This is a genomic window from Arthrobacter sp. YAF16 (assembly GCF_052113385.1).
Lineage (GTDB): Bacteria > Actinomycetota > Actinomycetes > Actinomycetales > Micrococcaceae > Arthrobacter.
Map to the genome: position 1 here is coordinate 62,722 of NZ_JBFRDC010000006.1, position 25,750 is coordinate 88,471.

Annotated in this window: 21 protein-coding genes; 9 read left to right on the forward strand and 12 right to left on the reverse strand. The window is 69.2% G+C overall.

Features of this window, described 5'->3' with window-relative positions:
• Positions 1 to 103 precede the first annotated feature (103 nt).
• From AB4Y91_RS12600 to AB4Y91_RS12640, 9 genes are all read left to right on the forward strand, one after another.
• Positions 104 to 595 carry a hypothetical protein gene (locus AB4Y91_RS12600; protein ID WP_441418805.1) on the forward strand — a complete coding sequence of 164 codons (492 nt, stop codon included), beginning with the start codon at positions 104 to 106 and terminating at the stop codon, positions 593 to 595.
• Between the two features lie 14 nt (positions 596 to 609).
• The gene (gene msrB, locus AB4Y91_RS12605; RefSeq protein WP_441418806.1) at positions 610 to 1,152 is read left to right on the forward strand and encodes a peptide-methionine (R)-S-oxide reductase MsrB; all 543 of its coding nucleotides are present in this window, start codon (positions 610 to 612) and stop codon (positions 1,150 to 1,152) included.
• Between the two features lie 148 nt (positions 1,153 to 1,300).
• Positions 1,301 to 2,722 (forward strand): DUF6421 family protein, encoded by a 1,422-nt coding sequence (locus AB4Y91_RS12610; protein WP_441418807.1) that lies wholly within the window; start codon positions 1,301 to 1,303, stop codon positions 2,720 to 2,722.
• Positions 2,719 to 3,480 (forward strand): SDR family oxidoreductase, encoded by a 762-nt coding sequence (locus tag AB4Y91_RS12615; protein WP_441418808.1) that lies wholly within the window; start codon positions 2,719 to 2,721, stop codon positions 3,478 to 3,480. The genes AB4Y91_RS12610 and AB4Y91_RS12615 overlap by 4 nt, the downstream gene beginning before the upstream one ends.
• Before the next feature lie 35 nt (positions 3,481 to 3,515).
• Positions 3,516 to 4,619 (forward strand): threonine aldolase family protein, encoded by a 1,104-nt coding sequence (locus AB4Y91_RS12620; protein WP_441418932.1) that lies wholly within the window; start codon positions 3,516 to 3,518, stop codon positions 4,617 to 4,619.
• Positions 4,620 to 4,688: 69 nt separating this feature from the next.
• Positions 4,689 to 5,333 (forward strand): DUF3000 domain-containing protein, encoded by a 645-nt coding sequence (locus AB4Y91_RS12625; RefSeq protein WP_441418809.1) that lies wholly within the window; start codon positions 4,689 to 4,691, stop codon positions 5,331 to 5,333.
• Positions 5,334 to 5,396: 63 nt separating this feature from the next.
• Positions 5,397 to 6,800, forward strand: coding sequence for an HRDC domain-containing protein (locus AB4Y91_RS12630; protein WP_441418810.1), 1,404 nt, complete (start codon positions 5,397 to 5,399; stop codon positions 6,798 to 6,800).
• A gap of 138 nt (positions 6,801 to 6,938) precedes the next feature.
• Positions 6,939 to 8,210, forward strand: coding sequence for a thiolase family protein (locus tag AB4Y91_RS12635; RefSeq protein WP_441418811.1), 1,272 nt, complete (start codon positions 6,939 to 6,941; stop codon positions 8,208 to 8,210).
• Positions 8,207 to 10,372, forward strand: coding sequence for a 3-hydroxyacyl-CoA dehydrogenase NAD-binding domain-containing protein (locus AB4Y91_RS12640; RefSeq protein ID WP_441418812.1), 2,166 nt, complete (start codon positions 8,207 to 8,209; stop codon positions 10,370 to 10,372). Before AB4Y91_RS12635 ends, AB4Y91_RS12640 begins: the two co-directional genes overlap by 4 nt.
• A gap of 88 nt (positions 10,373 to 10,460) precedes the next feature.
• Here the strand turns inward: AB4Y91_RS12640 and AB4Y91_RS12645 are convergent, their stop codons facing one another.
• The 12 genes from AB4Y91_RS12645 to AB4Y91_RS12700 form a co-directional block, all read right to left on the reverse strand.
• Positions 10,461 to 10,811, reverse strand: a complete 351-nt coding sequence (locus AB4Y91_RS12645) for a VOC family protein (protein WP_441418813.1) — start codon at positions 10,809 to 10,811, stop codon at positions 10,461 to 10,463.
• A 95-nt stretch (positions 10,812 to 10,906) separates the two neighbouring features.
• Positions 10,907 to 12,487 carry an ABC transporter ATP-binding protein gene (locus AB4Y91_RS12650; protein ID WP_441418814.1) on the reverse strand — a complete coding sequence of 527 codons (1,581 nt, stop codon included), beginning with the start codon at positions 12,485 to 12,487 and terminating at the stop codon, positions 10,907 to 10,909.
• Entirely contained in the window at positions 12,463 to 13,215 is a 753-nt protein-coding gene (locus AB4Y91_RS12655) for an energy-coupling factor transporter transmembrane component T (RefSeq protein WP_441418815.1), read from the reverse strand. The genes AB4Y91_RS12650 and AB4Y91_RS12655 overlap by 25 nt, the downstream gene beginning before the upstream one ends.
• 3 nt (positions 13,216 to 13,218) lie before the next feature.
• Positions 13,219 to 14,055 (reverse strand): ECF transporter S component, encoded by an 837-nt coding sequence (locus AB4Y91_RS12660; protein ID WP_441418816.1) that lies wholly within the window; start codon positions 14,053 to 14,055, stop codon positions 13,219 to 13,221.
• A 124-nt stretch (positions 14,056 to 14,179) separates the two neighbouring features.
• Positions 14,180 to 15,196: a nucleoside hydrolase gene (locus AB4Y91_RS12665; protein ID WP_441418817.1), complete on the reverse strand. Its 1,017-nt coding sequence runs from the start codon at positions 15,194 to 15,196 to the stop codon at positions 14,180 to 14,182.
• A gap of 44 nt (positions 15,197 to 15,240) precedes the next feature.
• On the reverse strand, positions 15,241 to 16,218 hold the full coding sequence (locus AB4Y91_RS12670; protein ID WP_441418818.1) for an aldo/keto reductase: 978 nt from the start codon (positions 16,216 to 16,218) through the stop codon (positions 15,241 to 15,243).
• Between the two features lie 54 nt (positions 16,219 to 16,272).
• On the reverse strand, positions 16,273 to 16,491 hold the full coding sequence (locus AB4Y91_RS12675; RefSeq protein ID WP_441418819.1) for a hypothetical protein: 219 nt from the start codon (positions 16,489 to 16,491) through the stop codon (positions 16,273 to 16,275).
• An 81-nt stretch (positions 16,492 to 16,572) separates the two neighbouring features.
• Entirely contained in the window at positions 16,573 to 17,130 is a 558-nt protein-coding gene (locus tag AB4Y91_RS12680) for a hypothetical protein (RefSeq protein WP_441418820.1), read from the reverse strand.
• A gap of 94 nt (positions 17,131 to 17,224) precedes the next feature.
• On the reverse strand, positions 17,225 to 19,198 hold the full coding sequence (gene dxs, locus AB4Y91_RS12685) for a 1-deoxy-D-xylulose-5-phosphate synthase (RefSeq protein ID WP_441418821.1): 1,974 nt from the start codon (positions 19,196 to 19,198) through the stop codon (positions 17,225 to 17,227).
• A gap of 141 nt (positions 19,199 to 19,339) precedes the next feature.
• The gene (locus AB4Y91_RS12690) at positions 19,340 to 22,153 is read right to left on the reverse strand and encodes an aconitate hydratase (RefSeq protein ID WP_441418822.1); all 2,814 of its coding nucleotides are present in this window, start codon (positions 22,151 to 22,153) and stop codon (positions 19,340 to 19,342) included.
• A 146-nt stretch (positions 22,154 to 22,299) separates the two neighbouring features.
• A complete protein-coding gene (locus tag AB4Y91_RS12695; RefSeq protein WP_441418823.1) occupies positions 22,300 to 23,646 on the reverse strand; it encodes a class I SAM-dependent RNA methyltransferase in 1,347 nt (448 codons plus the stop codon).
• Positions 23,643 to 25,619, reverse strand: coding sequence for an APC family permease (locus tag AB4Y91_RS12700; protein ID WP_441418824.1), 1,977 nt, complete (start codon positions 25,617 to 25,619; stop codon positions 23,643 to 23,645). Before AB4Y91_RS12700 ends, AB4Y91_RS12695 begins: the two co-directional genes overlap by 4 nt.
• Between the last annotated feature and the right edge of the window lie 131 nt (positions 25,620 to 25,750).

Consider the following 25,750-nt stretch of genomic DNA (forward strand, 5'->3'; position numbering starts at 1 on the left):
GGCACCATTCTTACCGAACTCCGGGCCAACCCCGGCATCCGGCGCACCAGTACCGCCGCCGGTGCGGGGGCCGGCCCCGGCGCAATACGGCTAGGCTGGGGGCATGAGCGACCCAATCGTCATCCTGACAGAAGAGCCCCTCGGCGCGGACGACCGCGTCAACATCGAAACCCTCGTGGCGGACGGTGATTCGCCGCTGGTCGTCCTGGTCCCGGCGAACACGGAGCGCCACCTGCTGGTGGACTTCCTGGAGAACCTCTCCATGCTGGAGGTCGCCAAGGCGTTCCGGGAGTTGACTGCCAAGCATCCCGATCCGGCCGTGGAACGGACGGCGGCGGCCGAAACGCTCGCCGCGTCGCTCGCCGCGCTGGGCGGAATCGGCGGAGGCGTGACCGGCGAAGTCGTCGAGGGCCGGGCCGTTGACGCCCTGGTCGCCAAGGTCAAGGAGCTGAACGCCGGGCAGGCCGTGGTGATCACCAGGCCGCACGCCGTCGCGGACACCTTCCACACCGACTGGGCCAACGAGGCGCAGGACAAGCTCGGCCTGCCGGTGCTGCATTTGTACGCCGGATCGGGATTTATCGGGGACTCCTGAGCGTTATTGAGGTCATGAGCATCTTCAGCAACAAGCCCAAAGTCGCGCCCGTCACCTCCCCCGCGTCCTCCCCCGCCCATGACGACGCCGGTTCCGCCGGCGCGCCGGCGGAACAGGTGCGGGCCGGCCAGGCGCCGGTGGAAAAGTCCGACCAGCAGTGGCGCGAGGAACTGAGCCCTGAGGAATACCAGGTCCTCCGCCAGGCCGGAACGGAACGGCCCTACACCGGAGAGTACTGGGACACCCACACCGCGGGCGTGTACCAGTGCCGGGCGTGCGGCACCGAACTCTTCACCAGCCGGGAAAAGTTCGATTCGCACTGCGGCTGGCCGTCCTTCTGGGCCCCGCTTGCGGATGGCACGGTGCGCTACATCCACGACCGGACCCTGGGGATGGAGCGGATCGAGGTGCGGTGCGCCGCCTGCGATTCGCACCTGGGCCACGTGTTCGAGGGCGAGGGCTACGGCACGCCCACGGACCAGCGCTACTGCATCAACTCGGTCTCCCTGAAGCTCGTCCCCGCGGCCGAGTCCGCCGCCTCCGGCACGGACGCCTGAGCCAGCCCCGGTCCCACTGGAGCTGGAACGCTGGGCGCAGCTACCATGCCTCAGAGTTCCTTATGCTCAGCCCATTTTTGAGTTAGAGCTTCTGTTTGCTTGCTACGCTCGCCGTAGACGTTCCCAGCAACCAGAAAGGCGACTGACGATGACCATGACCGCCCTCACCGCCCCTGCCCCGATCACTGCCGGCTCCCCGGAATGGCAGCGGCTCAAGGCTGCCGCCACCGCCCTGCAGGCCCTCCAGAGCCAGGACGGCTCCGTGCCCGATGCCGCCGACCATCAGGCGGCGGCTGGACACGTCGCCGCCATCACGGACGCCGTCTCCGCCCTGGCCCCGGCCTTCCCGCACGACGCGCGGTACCTGGAACTGCTGGCCGTAGACTTCAAGCGCTGGGCCGACGGCGGCTTCGGCGTACCCGACTTCCTCGACTCGCTGCAGGCCTTCCAGCCTCAGCAGCACCGGGTCAACGGCCTGCAGCACCTCGTGGTCTTCCCGATGTACACCCAGAACGGCAGCAGCAACCGCCTGGTCGAGGCCGTGCTGATCGAGGTCATCTGGCCCGAGTTCATTGCCGGCCTGGAAGCGGGCGAGTACTCCAACAAACTCTTCGTGCCGATCCGCTTCCTCGACTTCACCCCCGGCTACGACACCAACTCGGCAGTACTGTTCCCCGAGACCGTGGCCGTCCGTGAGACCCCCACCTTCACCTGGGGCGCCATCTTCGCCGACCGCGAGGCCGCCCGCTTCCGCCGCGTGCTGCGCGCCGCCGCCGAGATCACCTCGCTGCAGCTCCCGGAGGACGCCGCGGGACTGCTCGAAGACCAGCAGCTGACCCAGGAAACCTTTGTCATGTGGGACCTCATCCACGACCGCACCCACATGCGCGGTGACCTGCCGTTCGACCCGTTCATGATCAAGCAGCGCATGCCGTTCTTCCTGTACTCACTTGAGGAACTCCGCTGCGACCTCACCGCCTTCCGCGAGTCCGTGAAGATCGAAAAGGACGAGGAGGCGGATCCGGAAGCCCGCCGTCACGCCAAGCTGGTCCAGTACGCCGTCATCTTCGACCGCATTTTCCGCTTCGCCATCACGGGCAGCCGGGTCCGCAACTATGACGGCCTAGGCGGCCAGCTGCTCTTCGCCTGGATGCACCAGCACCACGTGCTGCACTGGACCGACAGCAAGCTCAGCATCGACTGGGACGAAGCGGCCGACGTCGTAGTGGAACTCGGCGCCCGGATCGAGGAACTGTACTGGCGCTCGATCGACCGCCCCAAGATGGCCCACTGGCTGGCCGCCTATGAGCTGATCTCCGGCACCGTCACGCCCAACCCGGCCTCGGTCTGGGCCAAGGGACCGGACGCCCTGCCGCTGGACGGGCCGCCGCGCGGCCTGACCGACCAGGTGCTCGACGACGAGTTCCCGCTCTCCATGTTCTACGAGGCGCTGGAGAAGAAGATGCGGAACGTGATCGAATCAACCGCCGGCATCACGGGGTCGACGGACGCCAACGCTGACACCAACGCTGCCGCCGGCTCCACCAGCCAGGCCATGAACGCCGGATGAGCGACGGACGCGCCCTCAACGTCCTGGTAGCCGGCGGCAGCAGCCCGTCCGGGATCGCCGTGGCCCGCGCCCTCCGGGGTGCCGGGCACACGGTGTTCACCGTTGGTTCCGATCCCGCCCGGATCGAGGCCGCCGCCGCGGAAGCCGGCGACGGCGTGGTGCCGCTGGCCTGCGACCTGGCCGATCCGGCGGCGGTCCGGGATCTCCACGCGTCGCTGACGGAGCGGGCCGGACGCGTCGACGGCGTGATCCACCTGGTGGGCGGCTGGCGCGGCGCCAAGGGCATCACCGACCAGAGCGACGAGGACTGGGCCTTCCTGGAACGCAACGCCGTCACCACGCTCCGCAACGTCAGCCGGACCTTCTACGACGACCTAGCCGCCTCGGATGCCGGGCGCCTGGCGATCGTCTCGTCCACCGCGGTGGCCAGCCCGACAGCGGCCGGCGCCAGCTACGCGGCGGCCAAAGCCGCCGCCGAGGCCTGGACCCTCGCGGTGGCCGACGGCTTCCGGCGCGCCCAGTCCGGGAAGTCCGGGAGCTCCGCGGCCTCCGGAACCGCAGCCGAACCGGTGGAGCAGCACAGCGCCGCCGTCGTCTTCGTGGTGAAGGCCCTCGTCGACGCGGCCATGCGCGCAGCCTCCCCGGAACGCAAGTTCCCGGGCTTCACCGACGTCGAGGAGCTGGCAGCGGCCGCCGTCGGGCTCTTCCGGACCCCCGCCGCGGAACTGAACGGCCGGCGCCTGCCGCTTAGCCAGTAAGCCGGCACCCCTACACTGAAAGCGTGAGCAACGAGATGACCAGCACGGTCGAAACCAACACCATTGACACTGCCCCGGCCAGCACCGCGCTGCGGCTCCATGATCCCTCCGTCCGGGGCTTCGCCTCGGACAACTACTCCGGTGTGCACCCCGAGGTGCTCGCCGCCCTGGCCGCCGCCAACGAAGGCCACCAGGTGTCCTACGGCGAGGACGATTACACGGCCCGCCTGCAGCAGCTGATGGAGCGGCACTTTGGTTCGGGCATCGAGTGCTTCCCGGTCTTCAACGGCACCGGCGCGAACGTCCTCTCGCTCCAGTCCCTGCTGCCGCGCTGGGGCGCCGTCATTTGCGCCTCCACGGCCCACATCAACATGGACGAGAACGGCGCGCCGGAACGGATCGGCGGCATCAAGCTCCTGCAGGTCCCGACGCCGGACGGCAAGCTCACCCCCGCCCTGATCGACCAGGAGGCCTGGGGCTGGGGCGACGAGCACCGCGCGCAGCCGCTGGCGGTCTCGATCACGCAGACCACCGAGCTGGGCACCTGCTACACCCCCGAGGAGGTCCGCGCCATCGCTGAGCATGTCCACTCCAAGGGCATGAAGCTGCACATGGACGGCGCCCGGCTGGCCAACGCCGCCGCCCACCTCGGGGTGCCGCTGCGCGCCTTCACCCGCGACGCGGGCGTGGACATCCTCTCCTTCGGCGGCACCAAGAACGGGCTGCTGTTCGGCGAGGTGGTGGTGGCGCTCAACCCCGACGCCGCCCACGGCCTGGTCTACCTGCGTAAAATGAACATGCAGCTGGCCTCCAAGATGCGGTTCATGTCCGCGCAGTTCATCGCCCTGCTCGAGGGCGACCTGTGGCTGCGCTCGGCCTCGCACGCCAACGCGATGGCGGCCCGGCTGCGCGCCGGCGTCGAGTCGATCCCCGGCGTCGAACTGAGCCAGAAGACCGAGTCCAACGGCGTCTTCGCCGTCCTGCCCGCCGGCGTGGCGGACCGGCTGCGGAAGTCCTTCCGGTTCTATGACTGGAACGAGGCGGCCCGCGAGGTCCGCTGGATGTGCTCCTTCGACACCACCGAGGCAGACGTTGATTCCTTTATCGCCGCGATCAAGCGCGAGCTCGCGGCCGGCTAGGTGCAAGCCGGTCCCGGCCGGGCGGCGAGCCTGCCGGGCCGGGACGGGCACCGTGCATAATCTTTCACTGTGAACCCACTCGACCAGGTTCCGGCGGATTTCCTCTTCGCCCTGGGGACGCTTCGAAAAGCACGGTGCCGCAGCGAGTTGCGCCTCGATGAGATCCCGGCCCCCGGCCGGCTCGCTCCCTACGCGGTGGCACTCGGCGCGGAAGTCGTCGTCCCCGGCGACGCCGCAGCAGGTGCGGTCCACGGCCCGGCGGCCGCCGCGCTGGCCCCGGCGTCCGGCAGCGACGACGTCGAACTCGCCACCGGCCGTTTTATCCTCCTGCATGACCCGGACGGCTCCGCGGTCTGGGACGGCGAATTCCGGATCGTCACCTACATCCGCGCCCAGCTTGAGCCGGACATGGGCAACGACGAGATGCTCGGCTCCGTCGCGTGGACCTGGCTCGTGGAGGCGCTGGAAAACCACCAAGCGGCGTACCGATCGGCCGGGGGCACCGCCACCCGGGTGCTCTCGGAAAGCTTCGGCACGCTCGCTGGCCGGCCCGGCACCATCGACATTGAACTCCGCGCTTCCTGGACACCGGCCGGCCGGGACATCACCGCCCACCTGGAAGCGTGGTCGGACATGGTCTGCACCTTTGCGGGCCTGCCGCCGCTGCCCGACGGCGTCTCCGCACTGCCGCGCCGACGCCCACGGCAGCCATGACCGGACCCCGGCGGCCGCGGCCTCGGCCTGCAACGACGGCGATGTCGGTAAACTGGAGTCATCATGACCCCTCATAATCCGGAAATCACCACCGCGGGCACAGCCCCAAGCACGGCCGCCACCACAGCCTCCAGCACCGCAGAGGCGGCTGGCGCGCCGGCCCACATCACGGTGGAAGGCTTCGACAGCCTGGTCCCCGAGGTCATCGACCTCGACGCTCCCCGCGACGGCGTCCCGCTCGTTATCGAGACCCAAGCAGGACTGGAACGCTGTGCCGCAGCCCTGGCCGCCGGCCACGGCCCGGCGGGAGTGGACGCCGAACGCGCCTCCGGATTCCGGTACGGCCAGCGCGCCTTCCTCGTCCAGATCCGCCGCGAGGGCGCGGGCACCTGGCTGATCGACCCGGAGCCCTTTGGTGACCTGCGCATCATCAATGAGGCCCTGCGCGGCGTCGAGTGGATCCTGCACGCGGCCAGCCAGGACCTCCCGTGCCTGTCCGAACTCGGCATGTGGCCGGACAAACTCTTTGACACCGAACTCGCCGCACGGCTGGCCGGACTGCCGAGGGTTGGCCTCGCCGCCGTCATCGAACAGCTGCTGGGCTTCGGCCTGGCCAAGGAACACTCGGCGGCCGACTGGTCCACCCGGCCGCTGCCGGAGCCGTGGCTGCGCTACGCCGCGCTCGACGTCGAGGTCCTCACCGAGCTCCGCGAGGAGCTGATCGAACTCCTCACCGCCGACGGCAAACTGGAGTACGCCGAGCAGGAATTCGCCTCGATCCTCGAAGCCGGCCAGGCCCCGCCGCGCGTCGACCCGTGGCGCAAGACCTCCGGGCTGCACCAGATCCGCGACCGCCGCCAGCTCGCCGCCGTGCGCGAACTCTGGCTGGAGCGCGACTCGCTGGCGCAGAAGCGCGACGTCGCCCCGGGCCGGCTTATCCCCGATTCCTCCCTCGTTGCCGCCGCCAAGGCCATGCCCAGCACCGTGCCGCAACTGCTCGGCACCAAGGGCTTCCACGGCAGGGCCGCGCAACGCGAGGCTCCGCGCTGGCTGCGCTGCATCAGCACGGCCCGCAGCCTTGAGGAACTCCCGCCGCTGCACCTGCCCACCAACGCTCCCCCGCCGCCGCGCGTCTGGGCCGACCGGGATCCGGAGGCCGCGGCACGGCTCGCCACCGCCCGGCCCAAGCTGCAGGCCCGGGCCGAGGAGCTGAACCTGCCGGTCGAAAACCTGCTCACCCCGGACTACCTCCGCCGCGTGGCATGGCGTCCTCCCGCGGAGATCAGCGAGGAAGGCATTGCCGAGGAGCTCCAGAACCTCGGCGCCCGCCAGTGGCAGATCCAGCTCACTGCTCCGCTGATCGCCGAGGCTTTCCTGAACCCGCAGCCGCTGCCGCCCAAGGAAGCCAAGCCTGCCGCGGCCTCCGTGGCCTCCCCTGCCGAAGCAGCGCCCAACGCCGTTTCCTGACGGGCCGCCCGTCACTCCTTGCCAGCTATGTTACTCATGAGTAACATAGCTAGGGATGCCGCCAGGATCACTCCTGCTTCCCGAGCCCACCGCCCGGGGGCGGAAATCCGGCACCCATGTCTCAATGAGGAGTAATACGTGAGCCAAGCCAGCAGCGCAAAGCCGACAATCGGACAAAGCAGGACCATCCGCGAGGTCGTTTTTGTTGACGGCGTCCGCACCCCGTTCGGCCGCGCCGGCGAGAAGGGCATCTACGCCGGAACCCGCGCCGATGACCTCGTGGTCAAGTGCATCCGCGAACTCATGCGCCGCAACCCGGCACTGCCGGCCGAGCGCATCGACGAGGTCGCCATCGCCGCCACAACGCAGACCGGTGACCAGGGACTGACCATCGGCCGCACCGCCGCCCTGCTGGCCGGGTTGCCGCGGACCGTTCCCGGCTTCGCGATCGACCGGATGTGCGCGGGCGCCATGACCGCCGTGACGACGACCGCCAGCGGCATCGGCTTCGGCGCTTACGACGTCGTCATTGCCGGCGGCGTGGAGCACATGGGCAACCACCCGATGGGTGCCGGCGCGGACCCCAACCCGCGCTTTATGTCCGAACGGATCGTCGACCCCGCCGCCCTGAACATGGGCAACACCGCGGAGAACCTGCACGACCGCTTCCCCGCCATCACCAAGGAACGCACGGACGCCTACGCCGTGGCCTCCCAGGACAAGCTGGCCGCGGCCTACGCCAAGGAACAGATCCAGCCGGACCTGGTCCCCGTGGCCACGATGAAGCCCGGCCAGGGCTGGACCGTCAACACCGTCGACGAACCGCCTCGCCCGGGCACCTCGGTGGAAGACCTCGCCGCGCTGCGCACCCCGTTCCGCGCGCACGGCCGCGTCACCGCCGGCAACGCCGCCGGCCTCAACGACGGCGCCACCGCGGCGCTGCTGGCCTCCGCCGACGCCGCCGAGGAGCTTGGGCTGCCGGTCAAGATGCGCCTGGTCAGCTACGCCTTCGCCGGCGTCGAACCGGAAGTCATGGGCATCGGGCCGGTCCCGGCCACTGAAAAGGCGTTGAAGAACGCCGGGCTCGGCATCGACGACATCGGCCTGTTCGAAATCAACGAGGCCTTCGCCGTCCAGGTCCTCAGCTTCCTGGACCACTTCGGCATCGCCGACGACGACCCCCGGGTGAACCGCTACGGCGGCGCGATCGCCGTCGGGCACCCGCTCGCTTCGTCCGGCGTCCGGCTGATGAACCAGCTGGCCCGCCAGTTCGAGGAAGATCCCGGGGTCCGCTTCGGCATGACCACCATGTGCATTGGCCTGGGCATGGGTGCCACCGTCATCTGGGAGAACCCGCACCACGCCGACTACGGCACCGACTACACGACCAAGACTGGAGCCGCAGCATGAGCGCCGCAGATTTCCACAAGCTTGCCGAGCTGTTTCCGAACGAGACGGTAACGCATTCCTACGTCCAGGACATTCAGCTTCCCGCCGTCAACGGCACGAGCCCCGGCACCTTCGCCCTGGTCACGCTGGACAACGGCCTGGACCATTCGAAGCCCACCACGCTGGGCCCGAACACCCTGATCGAGCTCGGCACGGTGCTCGAGGGGCTGCGGGACCGTGCCGCGCGCGGTGAGATCGTCGGCGTCGGCGTGACCGGCAAGCCGTACTTCCTGGTCGCCGGCGCGGACCTGTCCACGGTCAAGTCGGTCAGCGGCCGTGAACAGGGCCTCTGGATGGCCCAGCTCGGCCACGACGTCTACGCCACCCTGGCGAACCTCGGCGTCCCGAGCTTCGCGTTCATCAACGGCCTGGCCCTGGGCGGCGGGCTGGAGATCGCCCTGCAGTCCACCTACCGCACCGTCTCCACCGGAGCCGGCGCGCTGGCCCTGCCGGAGGCGTTCATCGGGCTGATCCCGGGATGGGGCGGGGTCTACATCCTGCCGCGGCTGATCGGCCCCGAGAACGCCGTCAAGGTGATGATCGAGAACCCGCTGAGCAACAACCGCACCCTGACGGGTCCGCAGGCCTACGACCTCGGCGTGGCGGACGCCATCTTCGAGCCGGCCGACTTCGTCGAACAGTCCGTCGCCTGGGCCTCGCAGGTGATCGCCGGCGCAGTCGTACCGGAACGCGCCAACGCCGTCGACCCCTCCGCGCCGGACGTTGCCGAACGCTGGGCCGGCGCCGTCGCGGCGGGCCGCGCGTTCGTGGAGGCCAAGACCTCCAACGCCTCCCCGGCCCCGGCCAAGGTGCTGGACGTGCTGGAGGCCAACCGCACCCTGACGCAGGCCGAATCGGCGGAGCTGGAGTGCCAGACCCTCGCGGACCTCATGCAGACCGACGAGTTCCGCTCCACGGTGTACGCCTTCCTGGACCTCGTGCAGCGCCGTTCCAAGCGCCCTGCGGGTGCCCCGGACCGCAAGCTCGCCTGCCCGGTCACGAAGATCGGCGTCGTCGGCGCAGGCCTGATGGCCAGCCAGCTCGCACTGCTGTTCGCCCGCCAGCTCAAGGTGCCCGTGGTCATGACGGACATCGACCAGGCGCGCGTGGACAAGGGCGTGGACTACGTGCACGCCGAGGTGGACAAACTGCTGGCGAAGAAGCGGATCAGCGCGGACGCGGCCAACCGGACCAAGGCCCTGGTCAGCGGCTCGGTCTCCAAGGAGGCATTCGCCGACGCCGACTTCGTCATCGAGGCAGTGTTCGAGGAACTCAGCGTCAAGAAGCAGGTGTTCAAGGAGGTCGAGGCGATCGTCTCGCCGGAGTGCATCCTGGCCACCAACACCTCCTCGCTGTCCGTCACGGCCATGGCCGAGGACCTGCAGTACCCCGAGCGCCTGGTGGGCTTCCACTTCTTCAACCCGGTGGCTGTAATGCCGCTGCTGGAGATCGTCCGCGCCCCGAAGACCGACGACGCCGTGCTGGCCACCGCGTTCGAACTGGCCAAGGGACTGAAGAAGTCCGCGGTGCTGGTCAAGGATGCGGCCGCCTTCGTGGTCAACCGGCTCCTGTTGCGGCTGATGGGCGAAGTGACCGCGGCCTTCGATGAGGGAACCCCCGCCGAGGTCGCGGACAACGCACTGCGCCCGATGGGCCTGCCCATGACGCCGTTCACGCTCGGCGCCATGGTGGGGCTGCCGGTCGCCCAGCACGTGCAGGAATCCCTGCACGACGCCTTCGGGGACCGCTTCACCGTGTCCCGGAACCTGCAGGCGCTGATCGACCACGGAGTCAGGTCCATCTGGGACCCGGCCTCGGTGAAGGCCGGCAGTCCGGTCATCCCGGCCGAGACCCTGGCCCTGATGACCTTCGGCGATTCGCCCTCGACGGCAGAGGAAGTGCTGCGCCGCACGCAGGACGCCCTCGCGGAGGAGATCGGCCTGATGCTGGCCGAAGGCGTGGTGGCCGGACCTGAGGACATCGACCTCTGCATGATCCTCGGCGCGGGCTGGCCAATGTTCCTGGGCGGCATCACTCCGTATCTGGACCGGGTGGGCGCCTCCGAGCGGGTCACCGGCAAGAAGTTCCTGGCACCCGGCGTGGCCTCCGAACCGGCAGCCTAGCAACCAAAGACGAAGGCGCCGCTGCCCCGGCCATCACGGCGCGGGCGGCGGCGCCTTCGTGCGTTCGGCCCGGGCGCGGCGGCCGCTCCTAGCACTCGCAGATCATCAGCACATTGCCGTCCGGGTCCTTGAAGTTGAACCACTGCCCGTCCCGGATCTCCGCGAGCTCGGCCCCGGTATCCTGCACGTGCAGGTGCGCGGCCTGGATGTCTGCCGTGTTGAGGTGGAACGCGGGCACGCTGAAGACCGCCTCGGAGGAGTAGATCTTGCTGTCCAGGACCAGGCCCGCACCGTTCATCGGCAGCACGTAAAGATGGCCGAAGAGGATTTCGCCGTCGGCCGGGACACCGAGCAGGCCGCAGTACCAGTCCCGAGCCTTGGCAATGTCGCTGACCGGGACGAAAACCGTTCCAATCTGGCGGGCGATGGGGTTCTTCAACGGTTCCTCCTGGTGAATCGACGGCGTGCTCCGGCACGGGAAAACTCCAAGAAATATACAGCGCCGGGCGCCAGTTGGTTCGTAACCGGCGCCCGTCAGATGTCCCGCAGGCTGCCGCCGTCGAGCGCGAGGACACGGTGGGCGCTGGCCCGGGCGTAAGCGAGGTCGTGCGTGACCAGGACGACGCCGGCGCCCCGCGCCGCTGCGGCGGCGATCGTGTGCTGCAGCCGTTCGAGCCCCTGCCGATCCAGTCCCACGGTGGGCTCATCCAGCGCGATGACGGCCGGCCTGCGGGCCAGGACCGTGGCCAGGGCAAGCAACCGCTGGCTGGAAGACGGCAGCTCGGCCGGGTGGGTCTGCGCGGCGCCGGAGAGCCCGACGGCGGCCAGTGCCTCCTGCGCCCGGCCGGCCGCCTCCGCACCGGCAAGCCGGCGCAGCCCGAAGCCGACCTCCCGCAGCGCCGTCCGTTCGAAAAGCTGGTCGCGCGGCTGCTGGAACAACATCCCGACCGAGGCGGCGATGCGGCCCGTCGGGATCCGGTCGATGCCTCGACCTTCGACGCGTACCTCGCCGGCCTGCGGCCGCAGCAGGCCGTTGAAGTGGCGCAGCAGCGTGGACTTGCCGGTGCCGTTGGGGCCGGTGATAGCGACAAGCTCCCCCGGTCGCACGGTCAGGTCCAGGTCGCGCAGCAGGGCCGCGCGGGGCACGTTCCCTGCCGGTCCCCTCGCGGATCCCCCCGCGCGCGTCTTGCCTGGCCCGTAGCCGAAGCCGATGCCTCGCAGTTCAAGGACCGGGGTCGACGCGGCGGCCCAGGTCAGGTTTTTCGGCATCCCGGCGTCCAGGCCCTCCGCCACGACGCCTGCGTCGCGGAGCGCGGCCCCGTTCCCCAGCTCGGCCGGCCGGCCTTCCGCCGTTACCGTGCCGCCGTTCAGGACGATCCAGTGCCCGGCGCTGCGGGCGAGTGCGTCAGCCGTCTGGCTCAGGAGCACCACAGCGGTGCCGGCTTCGAGCAGCCGGTTCACCAGGGTGCGGAGCCGGCTGGCACCGTCGGCGTCGAGGGACCCGAGTGGTTCGTCCAGCACCAGCACTTGCGGGTCGGCGATGACCGCGCACGCGACTGCCAGCCGGCGCAGCTCGCCGCCGGAGAGCTCTGCCGGGTCCCGCTCCAGCAGCCCGGACAGGCCGGTTTGTTCGGCGATTCGGGCCACCTGCCGGATCATCTCGGGGCGGGGCACACCCCGATTTTCCAGGCCGAAGGCCAGTTCATCCGCCACCGTAGAGCGCACCGAGGACAGCATGGCGGCGGCGTCCTGCGGCACGTATCCCACCCGGCCGGACCAGGCAGCGGGGTTGATCCGGGGGTCGCCGCTGCCGCCGTGGAATTCGAGGCGGTCCGCGCCCAGCGCCAGACTGCCGCGCAGGACACCGGAATGGCCGCCCCGAAGCCAGCCGGCGAGGAGCTTGCCGAGGGTGGTCTTGCCACTGCCGGAACCACCCAGCACGGCGGTCAGGGTTCCCGGCAGGACGGAGAGCTGCACATCCCGCAGCGCATCGCCCGCATCCCCGTGGAAGCTGAAGCTCCTGATCCGGGCAGCGGCCGCGGGCAGCGCCCCGGTGGCGGGCTGCCCGGGCTGGGCGCGTCCGTCCCCGTTCACGAGTGCACCGCCGCGGGCCATGCCGTGATGAGCCGCAGGACCACGGCGGCGGCGGCCAGCAGGAGCGCTGCGGCCCGGACGATGCGTTGCGCAGGAGGGTCCTGCAGTTGCCGGTAGCTTGTCCGTGGTCCGGTGGTGCCGAAACCCCGCGCGTCCAGGGCCTGTGCCCGGAGCCCGGCATCCTCCACCAGGCCCAAGACCAGCGGCACCGCCTGCAGCCTGGCCGCCGCCAGCCGGGACAGCAGCCCGCGCCCGACCACCAGCCCGCGCGCTTCCTGGGCCTGACGGATCTTCTCCACCCTTTCGGCCATCGCAGGGACCAGCGTGAGCGTGGACGCGAGCACGAAGCTGAACTGCGGAGGGATGCGCCGCGCGGCGAGGGCGGTCAGCAGATCCGGGACGCTGACGGTGAAGGAAAACAACAGCAGCAGCAGGACGCACGCGGCTGTCCGCGAGGCCAGCTCCAGGGCGAAGCTGAGTCCTTCGGCGGTGACCCGGGCCGGCCCCCACTGCGCCAGCACGGTGTGCCCCTCCGGGAAGAACAAGCCGTGCAGCACCAGCAGGGACAGGAACAACGGTGCGAGGATGACCCCGGCAGCCAGCAGCACCCGCACTGCGACGCCCGCGCGTGCGGCAAGCAGCACGGCGGCCACGGCCACGGCGACGGACAGCGGCCAGCTGCCGGCCGCCGTCGTAATGACCGCGGCACAGCACGCCGCGGTCAGGGCTGTGAGCGGGTGCAGGCGCATGGCCTAGGCTGCGGGATCCGCCGGGACCTTACCCGCGAGTACCCGGAAGCGGCGGACGAAGGCGAACTGGAACGTCGTGCGCCGCGGCAGGGCGTAGGCCAGCAGCGCGGCGATCGTGAAGACAATTGCCTTGTCCATCGGGTCGGAGATGAGTGCCTGCTTGGTGATCGCTGCCAGCAGTGTGTCGCCCATGGCACGGAACGCGCTGACGATGGCGCCGGTGCCCAGGCCCGCGGTTCCGCCGTAGACAAAGGCTGCGATCGGGGCGGAGACGACGCCGGCCAGGATGCCGGTAAGGAAGCCGGCCACGGGCGCGAGATAGAAGCGGCGGAACAGTCCCCCGCGGGCGGCCAGCCCGGCGAGGAACCCGATCAGGGCCGCGCCGGCGGCGAAGGGCAGCACGGTGGGGTTGAAGAAGGACCAGACAATGCTGCCGAGCACTCCGGTGGCGGCACCGGCGGCCGGCCCGGCGAGGACGGCGATCAGGACCGTGCCGATCGCGTCCAGGTAGAACGGCAGTCCGGTGCTGCCCATCAGCTGGCCGAGGACCACGTTCAGCACAATCGCCACCGGCATCAGGACCAGGGTGGAGGTGGGCAGGACGGGCAGCACGGCGACGAGCAGCAGCACCGCGCCGAGCAGGAAGCCGCCGAGGGCAACCAGGGCGGAGAAGCTTGCCGGTCCGTTGGCGATCTCGACCGGCTGGGTGAGGACGAGGAAGACGTAGGTGGCGGCGATGGCAGCGGCGCCTGCGATTTCGAGCAGCCGGCGGCGGCCGGGTGCCGTGCCGGCTCCGGTGCGGGAGCCTGCGTCGGGGAGGGTCAGGGGCTGCGGTGACATGGGAAAAGTCCTTCGGCTGGGGTTTGCAACAACCGCCTCATGTCACCTCGGCGCAGCTACCATCTTAGCGATCGGCCGGCCCTCCCGGGAACACCGGCGCCGCGGGCCCGGCCGGCGCCCGCGGCTACGGTGCGCCCAGGGAGCGTGCCAGCGCGCCCACGGAGGCAATCAGCTCGTCGAAGCACTGGCCGGGGTCGTTGCCGCTGACGATCCTGGCGTTCGGCGGCAGCCCCCACAGGCCGCGGAAGTCGGCCACCGTTGTGCCGGCCAGCAGCGGGGACTCCGTCTCGACGTCGACCGTCGCCAGCCGCGTGCTGAAGGGCGTGCGTCCGACGGCGGCGCAGGCGGCGAACGCGTCGTGCATGTGGGCGACGTAGCCCTGGTCATAGAGCCGGTGGAACTCCATGTAGAAGCGGATCGCGTCCGACAGGCACGCCACCAGCGGGCTGCTGGAGCCGCTGCGCAGTCCTTCGGGCTGCTCCGGGAGCACCAGCTCGGGTTCGGCAGCCCCCGCGGCCTCGCCGAGCCGGCGTAGGTGCTCCGGCAGCATCTCGATCCGCTCCGTGGTCTCCAGCGCGCAGACGACCGGCAGCTTGTCCTCGGGCATCCCGCGGTAGGCCGCGTAGACCTCCTTGGCGGCGTGCGGGTCCACCGCGGTGTTCCATTCCGCCGTCGGCGTCGTGTTGCCCTGGTAGTAGAAGCTGCCGCCCATGATCACCAGGCCTTTGAGCAGCCGCGGCAGTTCCGGTTCGCGGCGCAGGGCCAGGGCGAAATTGGTCAGCGGTCCGGTGATCAGGCCGGTGATCTCCCCCGGATGCGCTCTGGCCTCCTCCACCCAAACGTCCACGGCGTGCCGCGGCGAAATGGCCTGGGCGGGGGCAGGCAGCTCGGCGTAGCCGATCCCCTGCGGCCCGTGGGTCTCTTCGGTGGTGACCAGCGGGATTTCCAGCGGGACCTCGGCGCCGACGGCGACTTCGATCCCTTCCCGCCCGCACAGCTCCAGCAGGGACAGGCTGTTCAGCGCCACCTGGCGCGCCCCGACGTTGCCGGCGGTGCAGGTGATGGCCTGCAGCCGGACCTCGGGCCGGGACAGCAGGTACACGATGGCGAGGGCGTCGTCGATCCCGGTATCGACGTCCATCAGGACCAGGTGGTCGGCGTCCAGGGCGCCGGGTATTTCCGGGCTCAGAAGAGTGCGACCTTCGGCGTGCGCGGGAAGATCTCATCGAGTTCTGCCAGCTCGGCGGCGTCCGGGACCCAGGCGACCGCGGCGGCGTTCTGCCGGACCTGTTCGGGCCGGGTCGCACCGGCGATCACGCTGCTGACGGAGGGTTGGGCGGCGAGCCAGGAGAACGCGACCTGGATCTCGTTGAGCCCCCGCTCGGCGGCGAAGGCGGAGAAGGCACCCAGCTGTTTCCAGTCGGCGTCGTGGACGAGGTTGGTGCGGGTGTGGCTCAGGCGCGACCCCTCCGGCGCCTTACCTTGCGAGTACTTGCCGGTCAGCAGGCCGTTGGCCAGCGGGAAGTACGGGAGCACGCCCAGGCCGTAGGCCTCGGCGGCCGGGGTGACCTCCAGCTCGGCGCGGCGGTCCAGCAGGTTGTAGTGGTTCTGGCTGGAGATGAAGCGGGCTCCGCCGCGGGCGCGGGCCACGAATTCGGCCTCCGCGATCTGCCAGCCGGCCCGGTTGGAGTGGCCGATGTAGCGGACCTTGCCGCTGGCCACGAGCTCGTCCAGGGCGGCGAGGGTCTCGTCGATGGGTGTCAGCGGGTCCGGCGTGTGGAACTGGTAGAGGTCGATCCAGTCCGTTCCGAGCCGGCGCAGCGAGGCCTCGGCTGCCTTGATGATGTAGCGCCGGGAGCCGCGGGCGTCGAAGTCGTTGCCGTTGGTCCCGCGCATGTCCATGCCGAACTTGGTGCCGATCACGGCGTCGGCGCGGCGCGAACCGAGGGCCTTGCCCAGCATGGTTTCGCTGAGCCCGGGCTCCCGGCCGTAGGCGTCGGCGACGTCGAAGAACGTGATGCCGGCGTCCAGGGCCGCATGCACGACGGCGTCGGTCCCCTCCTGCGACTCGGTGGCGGTGTTGGCCCGGCCCAGGTTGTTGCAGCCAAGTCCCACGACGGAGACGGTTAGTCCGGAATTTCCTACGCGGCGGTATTCAGTCATGGGAATCAGCCTATAACGGCCGCGGCGGGCTCCCGGGCAGGCTCCCGGACGCTGCTACCCCGCGGGAAGCTCCAGCCCTTGCTCGTCCATGGCGTCCTGTAGTTGCGCAAGGGTGCGCGGGCAGACTCCCGGCATCCCTGCCAGCCGGCGCCGGCCCAGCAGCACCAGGTGCTCGAGGGTTTCCACCCCCGCATGGGCCAGGGACCTGCGGGCCGGCGCCGCCAGCCCGGCGGGAAGTGGAGTGCTGCCTGGTCGAGGGGATTTCCGCGTCATTGCGTTTCCTTCCAATCGCTTGCCCCCAAACTGATGTGAGCCGTGGCCGGCTCCTTACCGGTGGATATCCAGGCGTGGTGCCTAGAGCGCGAAGCTGTTGGCCGGTTTGGCCGAGTGCTTGAGCTTGAAGTCAGTGCTGCCGAACGGGGCGGCGCCGATGCTCAGCTTGGTGAAGTCCAGGTCTTCGCCCCGGATGCAGACCTTGATAGCGTTGACGGTCTTGTTGACGTCCGGGGTGAGGCAGAAGATGTTGAGCTTGGCGTCGGAGAACTCGGACCGGTCCACGACGCCGAGGCCGCGCCAGGCGAGGTGGCTGATCAGGGCGTCCTTGGCTTTTTCCTCGAGGTAGCGGTCGCGGCTGGTGCCGTCCTTGGTCTTGAGCGCGTACTGCGCCACCACCCAGAACTGCTCCTCCTCCGGGATCTCCGCGTAGCCGTCCTCAGCGCACTGCGCCGCGAAGGCCTCCATGAGCCCCTCGCCCGCGGCGGCGTCGGCAGCCGCCGTCTCCTCGGTCTTGCTCTGGTGCCCGACGACGCCGTGGTTCATCACGAACTCGTGGTACTCCTCGTCAATCCAGGCTTCCCTGAAGTGCAGGACTCCCTCTTCGTCGCGCTTGTAGACCCGGATAATGCCGCTCATGGCTGTCCCTTCGTAAACCGTCCGCGGTCAGTGCCGTCGAAGGGTGATTGCTGTGCCTTGACGGCTTGGTAAGGCTGGTCCGACGCCGGATTCCTCACAGGATCGGCAGGCTGCCGGTGCTGGGGTGCGCCTGGCCGGGCAGCGGCCGAGCGAACGGCACCTTGGTCCCGAGGACCTGCGCGACGACGTCGTGGGTGATCTGCTGGGCGGTCAGGCCGACCCGCTCCAGCACCTGGCTGCGGCTCCCGTGGTCCAGGAACTCCACCGGGAGGCCCACCTCGTTGAGGGCCGTGTCCACGCCGGCGGCCCGCATTTCCTGGCGGATCCGGGAGCCGACGCCGCCGGCCCGGACGCCGTCCTCGATGCAGATCACGAGGCGGTGGTGCGAGGCGAGGGCGATGACCGACTGGGGCACGGGAAGGACCCAGCGCGGGTCCACCACGGTGGAGCTGATGCCCTGGGCGCCGAGCCGGTTCGACACGTCCAGCGCGAGTTCGGACATGGCGCCGACGCTGACAATCAGCACGTCGTTGTCGCTGGATCCGGCCGGGCGGCGGCCCAGCACGTCGACGCCGTCGCTGAGCCGTTCGAGGGCTTCGACTTCCGCGCCGACGGTGCCCTTGGAGTAGCGGATGACGGTGGGTGCGTCTTCGACGGCCACGGCCTCGCGCAGTTCCTCGCGCAGCCGGGAGGCGTCACGCGGCGCGGCGAGGTGCAGGCCGGGGACGATCTGGACCATCGCCATGTCCCACATGCCGTGGTGGCTGGCGCCGTCGGGGCCGGTGACGCCGGCCCGGTCCAGCACCACCGTGACGCCGGCCTTGTGCAGGGCGACATCCATCAGCAGCTGGTCGAAGGCGCGGTTGAGGAAGGTCGCGTAGACGGCCACCACGGGGTGAAGCCCGCCGAAGGCCATGCCGGCGGCGGAGGTGAGGGCGTGCTGTTCGGCGATGCCGACGTCGAACACGCGCTCCGGGTGGCGGGCGGCGAACTTGTGCAGCCCGACCGGGATCAGCATGGCGCCGGTGATGCCGACGATGTCCTTGCGTTCGTCGGCGATGTCGGCGATCTCGTCGGCGAAGACGGACGTCCAGGACTTGGCCCCGCCGGCCTCGGTTGGCTCACCGGTTTCCGGGTCGATGATGCCGACGGCGTGGAACTGGTCCGCCTCGTGCGCGCGGGCCGGGGCGTAGCCGTGGCCCTTTTCGGTCATGGCGTGGACGATCACGGGGCCGGCATAGTTCTTGGCCGTGGACAGCGCGTTCTCCATGGCTTGGAGGTTGTGACCGTCCACCGGGCCGATGTACTTCATGCCGAGGTCCTCGAACATGCCCTGTGGGGCCCACCAGTCCTTGATGCCCTTCTTCATGGCATGCAGGCTCTTGTAGGTGAACTGGCCCGCCGGGCCGCCGCTCTGCAGCCGCTTCTTCCACCAGTCCAGGGCGCCCTCGTAGGCGGGGGCGGCACGGAGCGAATCGATGGTGGGGCGCAGCGAGGCGAGGTAGTCGGCGACGCCGCCGACGGTCGGGGCGTAGGAGCGGCCGTTGTCGTTCACCACGATCACGACGCGGCGCTTCTTGTCCGCGGCGATGTTGTTGATCGCTTCCCAGGCCATGCCGCCGGTCAGGGCGCCGTCACCGACGACGGCGATCACGTAGCGGTCGCCGTCGCCGGTCAGCTGCCGGGCGCGGGAGATGCCGTCGGCCCAGGACAGCGAGGAGGACGCGTGCGAGCTTTCGACGATGTCGTGCTCGGATTCTGCCCGGTCCGGGTAGCCGGACAGGCCGCCCTGCTGGCGGAGCGTGCTGAAGTCCTGGCGCCCAGTGAGGAGCTTGTGCACGTAGGACTGGTGGCCGGTGTCGAAGACGATGCTGTCGCGGGGGGAATCGAAGATCCGGTGCACCGCGATGGTGAGTTCAACGACGCCAAGGTTCGGCCCGAGGTGGCCTCCCGTCTGGGAGACGTTGCCGATCAGGAATTCCCTGACCTCGGCGGCCAGCTGGTCCAGCTGCGCCTGGGACAACTTGCTCAGGTCCTGCGGACTCCGGATGGTCTCCAAAATTCCCAACGGCCCCTCCTCCGGGTAGTAGACATGCCTTTTAACTCTAACGCCTCGGAACCGGGCCGGGTGCCGGTGGTCCCGGGAACGCGAAAGCCCCGGTCCGTCAGGGACGGGCCGGGGCTTTCGGGTGGTGTTGCCTGGCTGCCGCTAGCTAGCGGAGATCTGGCGCAGCACGTACTGCAGGATGCCGCCGTTGCGGTAGTAGTCGGCTTCACCCGGGGTATCGATGCGCAGGACCGCATCGAAGGAGGTGGTGGAGCCGTCTTCGGCCGTCGCGGTGACCGTAAGGGTCTTCGGCGTGGTGCCTTCGTTGAGCGCGGTGACGCCGGAGACCGCGAAGGTCTCCGTGCCGGTCAGGCCCAGGCTGGCGGCGTTCTGGCCGGCCGGGTACTGCAGCGGCAGGACGCCCATGCCGATCAGGTTCGAGCGGTGGATGCGCTCGTAGCTCTCGGCGATGACAGCCTTGACGCCCAGCAGTGCGGTGCCCTTGGCGGCCCAGTCACGGGACGAGCCGGAGCCGTATTCCTTGCCGGCCAGGACGACCAGCGGGGTGCCGGCGGCCTGGTAGTTCTGCGCGGCGTCGTAGACGTAGGCCTGCGGGGCGTCGGCCTGCGTGAAGTCGCGCGTGAAGCCGCCCTCGACGCCGTCGAGGAGCTGGTTCTTGATCCGGATGTTGGCGAAGGTGCCGCGGATCATGACTTCGTGGTTGCCACGGCGTGAGCCGTAGGAGTTGAAGTCCTTGCGCTCCACGCCGTTGGCCAGCAGGTACTGGCCGGCCGGGGTGTCCGACTTGAAGGAACCGGCCGGGGAGATGTGGTCCGTGGTGACCGAGTCGCCGAGCTTGAGCAGCACGCGCGCTCCGGTGATGTCCTGGACCGGCTCCGGCTTGGCCTTCATGCCCTCGAAGTACGGGGGCTTCCGGACGTAGGTGGACTTCTCATCCCAGGCGAAGGTGTCGCCGGCCGGGGTGTCGAGTGCCTTCCAGCGGTCGTCGCCGTCGAAGACGCCCTCGTAGCCACGGGCGAACATGCCCTTGTCGATCGAGGAGTCGATGACCTGCTGGACCTCGACCGGGTTCGGCCAGATGTCCTTCAGGAAGATGTCGTTGCCGGCTTCGTCCTGGCCCAGCGCGTCGTTCTCGAAGTCGAAGTCCATGGTGCCGGCCAGGGCGTACGCGATGACCAGCGGCGGGGAGGCCAGGTAGTTCATCTTGACGTCCGGGTTGATCCGGCCTTCGAAGTTGCGGTTACCGGAGAGGACTGCGGTGACGGAAAGGTCGTTGGCCTGGATGGCCTCCGAGATTTCGGCGTCGAGCGGACCGGAGTTACCGATGCAGGTCGCGCAGCCGTAGCCGACGATGTAGAAGCCCAGCTTCTCCAGGTACGGGGTCAGGCCCGACTTGTTGTAGTAGTCGGTGACGACCTTGGACCCGGGGGCCACGGAGGTCTTGACCCAGGGCTTCGAGGTGAGGCCCTTGTCCACGGCGTTGCGGGCCAGCAGGGCGGCGGCCAGCATCACGGACGGGTTGGACGTGTTGGTGCAGGAGGTGATCGAGGCGATCGACACCGCACCGTGGTCCAGCTCGAACTCGCGGCCGTCGGCGGTCTTGACGGCCACGGTCTTGGACGGGCGGCCGTTGGACTTCGGACCGTGCGCGTGCGGCGCCTGGTCCGTGAGGTGGGTCGCCGAGGCGGTGAACGACGGCGAGTCGGAAGCCGGGAAGCTTTCGTCGATCGCTTCGTCCAGGCTGCCGTCCGCGAGCTCTTCCTTCACGTAGTTGCGCAGGTCCTCGCGGAACTGTGCCTTGGACTCGGTGAGGATGATGCGGTCCTGCGGGCGCTTCGGGCCGGAGATCGACGGGACAACCGTCGACAGGTCCAGCTCAAGGTACTCGGAGAACTTGATCTCGCGGGAGGGATCGTGCCAGAGGCCCTGTTCCTTCGCGTAGGACTCCACGAGGGCCACGTTCTCGTCCGAGCGGCCGGTGAGGCGCAGGTAGTCGAGCGTGACGTCGTCGATCGGGAACATTGCGGCGGTGGAGCCGAACTCGGGGCTCATGTTGCCGATGGTGGCGCGGTTGGCCAGCGGCACAGCCGCGACGCCTTCGCCGTAGAACTCCACGAACTTGCCGACCACGCCGTGCTGGCGCAGCTGCTCGGTGATGGTGAGCACGACGTCGGTGGCGGTGGCGCCGGCCGGGATGGACCCGGTCAGCTTGAAGCCGACGACGCGGGGAATCAGCATGGAGACGGGCTGGCCGAGCATGGCAGCCTCGGCCTCGATGCCGCCGACGCCCCAGCCGAGCACGCCCAGGCCGTTGACCATGGTGGTGTGCGAGTCGGTGCCGACGCAGGTGTCCGGGTAGGCACGGACGACGCCGTCGATTTCGCGGGTCATGACGGTGCGGGCCAGGTATTCGATGTTGACCTGGTGCACGATGCCGGTTCCCGGCGGGACGACCTTGAAGTCGTCGAACGCGGTCTGGCCCCAACGCAGGAACTGGTACCGCTCACCGTTGCGCTGGTACTCGATCTCCATATTGCGCTCCAGTGCGCCGGAGTTGCCGAAGGCGTCGATCTGGACGGAGTGGTCGATGACCATTTCCGCCGGCGCCAGCGGGTTGACCCGCTTGGGGTCGCCGCCGAGTTCCTTCACAGCCTCGCGCATGGTGGCGAGGTCGACAACGCAGGGCACGCCAGTGAAGTCCTGCATGATCACGCGCGCCGGCGTGAACTGGATTTCAGTGTCGGGCTCGGCGTTGGGGTCCCAACCGGCCAGTGCTCGGACGTGATCGGCCGTGATGTTGGCGCCGTCCTCGGTCCTCAACAGGTTTTCAAGCAATACCTTGAGGCTGAACGGAAGGTTTTCTGCACCTTCAACGGAGTTCAACCGGAAAATTTCGTATTCGGTACCGGCTACATTAAGTTTGCCTTTTGAACCGAAGCTGTCCACAATGCTCATCGCAGGACTCCTCTCGCAACAGTTTCATCTTTGTCGCGCCGCAGACCCCTTGCTAGTTAGGGCAGCCTAACTAGGACATGTGTAGTGAAACTCATTTCAGGGACTGCAGTGCGCGAGGTCGGACTACTCCGCCCATCCTAGTGGCCTTAGCCCCGGGGAGTCAGTAACGCCACAGTCTCCATGTGGTGGGTGTGCGGGTACAGGTCGAAGGCACGCAGCTCCCCGAGTACCCAGCCGGCCTGCTGGAAGTAGCCCACGTCGCGGGCAAATGACGCCGGATCGCAGGAGACGTAGGCGATCGCCCGGGGACCGGCCGCGACCAGCTGGTTGACCACGGCTTTGCCGGCGCCGGCCCGGGGCGGGTCAAGTACCAGGGCGTCGAAGTTGCGCGGCTTCTGCCGCAGCACGCGCTCCACTTTCCCCTGCACGATTTCGACCTGGGATGCGCCGTGCAGGTTCTTGCGGGCATCCCGGCTGGTGCCGGGCGCCCCTTCCACGGACAGCACGGAGCCGGTGACGCCGACGGCGTCGGCGAGGGGTGCGGTGAAGAGCCCCGCGCCGGCGTAAAGGTCCGCCACGACTGCCCCGGCGGCCAGGTAGCCGCCCTCGTGCAGGAAGCCGGTCACGGCCCCCACCAGGGTGTCCGGGGCGTCGCGGTGGATCTGCCAGAAGCCGTCGCCGGTGACCCGGTACTCGTGGCCGGCCGCCGTTTCCTGCACCCAGGTGCGGCCCCGCAACTGCGTCACCTCGCCCGTGCCCGGGTCCACCCGCGCCACCGAGACGTCGTCCGGCAGTTGGGCCAGGACGGCGCTGAGCCGCTTGGCCCGGGTTCCGGCCGAGGGCACCAGGAGTACCAGCGGCCGCGACCCGTTGGCAGGAGCTGCGACGTCAATCCGTTCAATCCCCTGCAGGTCGATGTCCCAGAGTTTCAGGGCGTTGATGCCCTCGACGGCCAGCGGCATCTCACGGACCGGGAACACGGCGTCGGAGCGGTGCGCATGCATGCCGAGCTTGCCACCCGGCGTCACGGCGAAACCTGCGCGGGTGCGCCAGGCCAGGCCGGTCGCCGCGCCGGCGGCTGCCTCCCCCACGGCCTCGACCGTGACGGGCACGTCGACGCCGGCCAGGCGGTGCAGCTGCTCGGCCAGCACCTCGGATTTGAGGCTGCGCTGGCGGTCCAGCGAGATGTGGCCCAGCTCGGCGCCGCCGACGGGAGGGTGGCCGTGGGACCAGGACCGCTGCGCGTCGGCCGCGTGCCAGAAGTGCTCCACCCGGTCCGGGGAGGCCTCCAGCACCTCAACGACGTCGGCGCGCCAGAACTTGGCGGACTCGCCCTCGTCGGTCAGCCGGATCCGGACTTTCTCGCCGGGGATGCCGTGACGGACAAAGATCACGCGGCCCTCGTGCCGGGCCACGCAGTGGCCGCCGTGCGCGACGGGGCCGACGTCGACGACGAGCTCGGTGCGGGCGGGCGTCGTGGTGTCGGTGCTCATTGGATATCCTGCAGTCTCTTGGCTTCCTCGGACGATTTCAGCTGCCACGGCACGCTCGCAACCATGACGCCGGGCTCGAAGTGCAGCCGCGTCTTGATCCGCAGCGCCGTCTGGTTGTGGACCAGCTGCTCCCACCACTTGCCGACGACGTATTCGGGGATGTAGACGACGATCAGGTCGCGCGGCGAGTCGCGCCGCATGTTCTTGATGTACTCCATGATCGGCGTGACCGTTTCGCGGAACGGGCTGGCCAGCACCGTCAGCGGCACCGGGATTTCCAGTTTCTCCCAATCCGCCAGGGTCTGTTCGGTCTCCTCCGGGCTGATGTCCACCGTGATGGCGTCCAGCCGGGAGGGCCGCGAGGCACGGGCGTAGGCCAGCGCCCGGAGCACGGGCTTGCGCACGTGCGAGACGAGCAGCACGGCATGCACCCGGGTGGGCAGCGCCCTGGGCGAGGAGTCCTCGTCCACGGCGAGTTCCTTGGCCACGTTGTCGTAGTGGGCCCGGATGCTCCACATGATCAGGAACAGGATGAACATGGCCAGCAGCGCTATCCAGGCGCCCTGCTCGAACTTGGTGATCAGCACGATCACCAGGACCAGGCCGGTCATGCCGAAGCCGATCGTGTTGATGGTGCGGGACTTGACCATCCGCAGCTTGGTGGCCGGGTCCTTGGCGAGCTTCAGCTCGCGTCCCCAGTGCCGGATCATGCCGAGCTGGCTCAGCGTGAAGGAGATGAAAACGCCCACGATGTAGAGCTGGATCAGCTTGGTGACGTCGGCGTTGAACGCGATGATCAGCACCAGCGCGCCGGCGGCCAGCGCCAGCACACCGTTGCTGAACGCGAGCCGGTCCCCGCGGGTGCGGAGCTGGCGGGGCAGGTAGCCGTCCTGGGCAAGGATCGAGCCAAGGACCGGGAAGCCATTGAAGGCGGTATTGGAGGCGAACACCAGGATCACGCCGGTGGCGGCGACCACGATGTAGAAGGGGATGGAACCGGCGCCGAAGACGGTCTGTGCGATCTGGCTGATGGCCGGGTTCTGGATGTAGTCCTCGTCCACCGGCTTGCCGTTGAGCAGGAACTCCTTCGCCGGGTCCAGCACGATGTGGACCTTGGTGGCGTTGGCCAGGTAAATGATGCCGGCCAGCATGGAGGCCGCTATCACGCCGAGCAGCAGCAGCGTGGTGGCTGCGTTCTTGCTCTTGGGCTTCCGGAAGTTCGGCACGCCGTTGCTGATGGCCTCCACGCCGGTGAGGGCCGCGGCGCCGGAGGAGAACGCACGGAGCAACAGGAACGCCCCGGTGAGTCCGACCAGTCCCTCGTCGAAACCGGGGGCCGGGACGATCTGGAACTCGGCCGACGGCGCCTGGCCGAGCTGGCCGGTGGCGGCCTGGAAGACGCCGACGGCGGTCATGCCGAGGATTGAGAACATAAAGATGTAGGTGGGCACCGCGAAGACACTGCCGGCTTCGCGGATGCCGCGCAGGTTCACGAGGGCCAGGATTACGACGCCGATCGTGGCGATCGCTGCCTGCTGGCCGTGCAGCGAGGGGACGGCGGTGGTCAGGTAGGCGGCGGCCGAGGACATCGACACCGCGACGGTGAGCACGTAGTCCACCAGCAGGGCCGAGGCGACGGTGAGGCCGGCGTACTTGCCCAGGTTTTCGTTGGCGATCTCGTAGTCGCCGCCGCCGGAGGGGTAAGCGTGCACGTTCTGGCGGTAGGAGGCCACCACTGTGAGCAGCACCACCATGACGGCGAGCCCCACCCAGGGGGAAAACGCCACCGCGCTGACGCCGGCCAGCGCCAGGGTCAACAGGATTTCGTCCGGCGCGTAGGCCACCGAGGACAGCGCGTCGGAGGCGAAAATGGGGAGCGCGATCCGCTTCGGCAGCAGGGTGTGGGCCAGACGGTCGTTCCGGAAGGGCCTGCCTACCAGCACCCGCTTCACGGCATTGAAAATTGTCAGCACCAGACAAAGCTAGTCTGATTCGGACGCGATGTCATGACGGCGAAGCCTGCCTGCGGGCAGGCGCCCGGCCGCACCGCCGTCGGACCGGCTCCGGGGCCCCGGTGGCCGGTAGAGTTTTACGCAGCAACAGA

What these genes read in the sequence shown, in the direction of transcription:
- AB4Y91_RS12665 (WP_441418817.1), bottom strand. Translation starts at nt 15,196, where the DNA reads ATGGACGTCGATACCGGGATCGACGACGCCCTCGCCATCGTGTACCTG.
- AB4Y91_RS12610 (WP_441418807.1), top strand. Translation starts at nt 1,301, where the DNA reads ATGACCATGACCGCCCTCACCGCCCCTGCCCCGATCACTGCCGGCTCC.
- AB4Y91_RS12650 (WP_441418814.1), bottom strand. Translation starts at nt 12,487, where the DNA reads ATGGCCCGCGGCGGTGCACTCGTGAACGGGGACGGACGCGCCCAGCCC.
- AB4Y91_RS12695 (WP_441418823.1), bottom strand. Translation starts at nt 23,646, where the DNA reads ATGAGCACCGACACCACGACGCCCGCCCGCACCGAGCTCGTCGTCGAC.
- AB4Y91_RS12660 (WP_441418816.1), bottom strand. Translation starts at nt 14,055, where the DNA reads ATGTCACCGCAGCCCCTGACCCTCCCCGACGCAGGCTCCCGCACCGGA.
- msrB (WP_441418806.1), top strand. Translation starts at nt 610, where the DNA reads ATGAGCATCTTCAGCAACAAGCCCAAAGTCGCGCCCGTCACCTCCCCC.
- AB4Y91_RS12615 (WP_441418808.1), top strand. Translation starts at nt 2,719, where the DNA reads ATGAGCGACGGACGCGCCCTCAACGTCCTGGTAGCCGGCGGCAGCAGC.
- AB4Y91_RS12620 (WP_441418932.1), top strand. Translation starts at nt 3,516, where the DNA reads ATGACCAGCACGGTCGAAACCAACACCATTGACACTGCCCCGGCCAGC.
- AB4Y91_RS12630 (WP_441418810.1), top strand. Translation starts at nt 5,397, where the DNA reads ATGACCCCTCATAATCCGGAAATCACCACCGCGGGCACAGCCCCAAGC.
- AB4Y91_RS12670 (WP_441418818.1), bottom strand. Translation starts at nt 16,218, where the DNA reads ATGACTGAATACCGCCGCGTAGGAAATTCCGGACTAACCGTCTCCGTC.
- AB4Y91_RS12655 (WP_441418815.1), bottom strand. Translation starts at nt 13,215, where the DNA reads ATGCGCCTGCACCCGCTCACAGCCCTGACCGCGGCGTGCTGTGCCGCG.
- AB4Y91_RS12680 (WP_441418820.1), bottom strand. Translation starts at nt 17,130, where the DNA reads ATGAGCGGCATTATCCGGGTCTACAAGCGCGACGAAGAGGGAGTCCTG.
- AB4Y91_RS12600 (WP_441418805.1), top strand. Translation starts at nt 104, where the DNA reads ATGAGCGACCCAATCGTCATCCTGACAGAAGAGCCCCTCGGCGCGGAC.
- AB4Y91_RS12675 (WP_441418819.1), bottom strand. Translation starts at nt 16,491, where the DNA reads ATGACGCGGAAATCCCCTCGACCAGGCAGCACTCCACTTCCCGCCGGG.
- AB4Y91_RS12690 (WP_441418822.1), bottom strand. Translation starts at nt 22,153, where the DNA reads ATGAGCATTGTGGACAGCTTCGGTTCAAAAGGCAAACTTAATGTAGCC.
- AB4Y91_RS12640 (WP_441418812.1), top strand. Translation starts at nt 8,207, where the DNA reads ATGAGCGCCGCAGATTTCCACAAGCTTGCCGAGCTGTTTCCGAACGAG.